We start from the raw sequence: 1,680 nt of genomic DNA, 5'->3' as shown, positions 1-1,680 counted from the left end.
GATCTCTACAGGGTGAAAGTCCCGAAGGCAGGGTGCGGTCACCAAGCCTCTAGCCAACGGCAAGGGTGTCCATCGCGAGGTGGAATCTGAAGGAAGCCCAAGGCAAAACGCCGGTCTGACGAATAGAAATCACATCAGGCAACCAGGGTGGGTAAGCCTGCCATGGAAGGTAAAGCCCTAAGACCGCCCGTAACCTCTGGCTGTAAATGTGGCAGATGGATGGCGTGAAAGAGATCGTTCTTACCGGGGGAGGCCTCACGGACGTGGTACAGCCACGGAGTAAAGCTTGTCGTGAGGAGTCAGCAGAGGCCGTAGTAAGAATACTCGAGCACGCGAATCTGAGCAAGGCTCTTTCGAGAGTTGAGGCCAATCGTGGTGCCCCGGGCGTGGACAGGATGGGTACGGACGAACTCCGGGACTACATCAGCGCACACCCGCATGAACTCACCAGTGCGATCATCAAAGGCACATACAGGCCGTCGCCCGTTCTTCGTGTCAGCATTCCCAAGGAGGAACCGGGTAAATTCAGAGAGTTGGGCATCCCAACAGTCCGAGATAGACTTGTACAACAAGCTATCGCTCAGGTTCTGAACCGATATTACGACCTTACGTTCTCCGATCGAAGCTATGGCTTTCGCCCCGGCAAGAGCGCGCAAGACGCGATCATGGCCGTGACGGCCTATGCCGAAGAAGGGTACGTCTGGGCAGTCGATATGGACCTCGAGAAATTCTTCGACAAGATCAACCACTCGAAGATGGTGCAGATCCTGTCCGAACGTATCAGCGACGGCAGGGTCATCTCCCTCATCCACCGCTTTCTCAGAGCCGACGTTCAAACGAACAAAGGCCTCGAGACACGGGATATGGGCGCGCCGCAAGGCGGTCCCCTGTCTCCGATCCTGGCCAATATCCTGTTGGATAAGTTGGACAAGGAATTGGAGAAGCGCGGACTCAGGTTCGCGAGATATGCAGACGACATGATTGTGCTCTGCAAGTCCAAGAGGGCGGCCACACGAGTGTTTGAATCGCTGACTTGCTTCATCGAAAAGAAACTTCTACTGCGCGTCAATCGCAAGAAGTCCAAGATTGTGTACGTGGGGAACCGTGAACTGAAGTTTCTGGGTTACGGCTTCGCGCCCCTCAAAGGCCGGATTATTCCTACCGTGCATTTCAGGAGCAAGGCCAAGTTCAAGGACCGCATCCGTAAGATCCTGCATAGAAATAAGGGGCAGAGACTCGACCAGTTTACGTCCGAGCTGCGAACCTACCTCTCAGGTTGGAGCAACTACTTTGGACTGGCCGCATTCTTGGGGTGGGCTAGAGGCACTGACGAATGGATCAGACGGCGCATCCGTATGATCTACTGGAAGAGATGGAAGCGGGTGGTGACCAAGTACAAGGCGCTCAGGAAACTGGGAGCGTCCAAAGACTTGGCGAAGAAGGGCGCAGGCTCGAGTAAAAGCTATTGGAGGGTGGCCGGGAGTCCGGTGCTTTCCTCGACCTTGACAAACGAGTACCTGAAACGAAAAGGATGGACCTGGCTTGCTCTGATTGCTCGGCCCGTGGAATGGCATCTGACTGGCTGTTAAGCCTGTTACTAGGAACCGCCGTATACGGATCCGTACGTACGGTGGTGTGGAAGGACGGCATGGGAAGTAATCCCATGCCTCCTATCCGATT

Annotated in this window: 1 protein-coding gene; it reads left to right on the top strand. The window is 55.1% G+C overall.

The window, feature by feature from the left end:
- Positions 1-224: 224 nt before the first annotated feature.
- Positions 225-1,589: a group II intron reverse transcriptase/maturase gene (ltrA, locus tag HMPREF3036_RS04455; protein WP_231853572.1), complete on the top strand. Its 1,365-nt coding sequence runs from the start codon at positions 225-227 to the stop codon at positions 1,587-1,589.
- The last annotated feature ends 91 nt before the right edge of the window (positions 1,590-1,680 follow it).

It is taken from the genome of Sutterella sp. KLE1602 (assembly GCF_001578585.1).
Classification (GTDB): Bacteria; Pseudomonadota; Gammaproteobacteria; order Burkholderiales; family Burkholderiaceae_F; genus Sutterella; species Sutterella wadsworthensis_A.
This window is presented reverse-complemented; position numbering and strand designations above follow the sequence as displayed.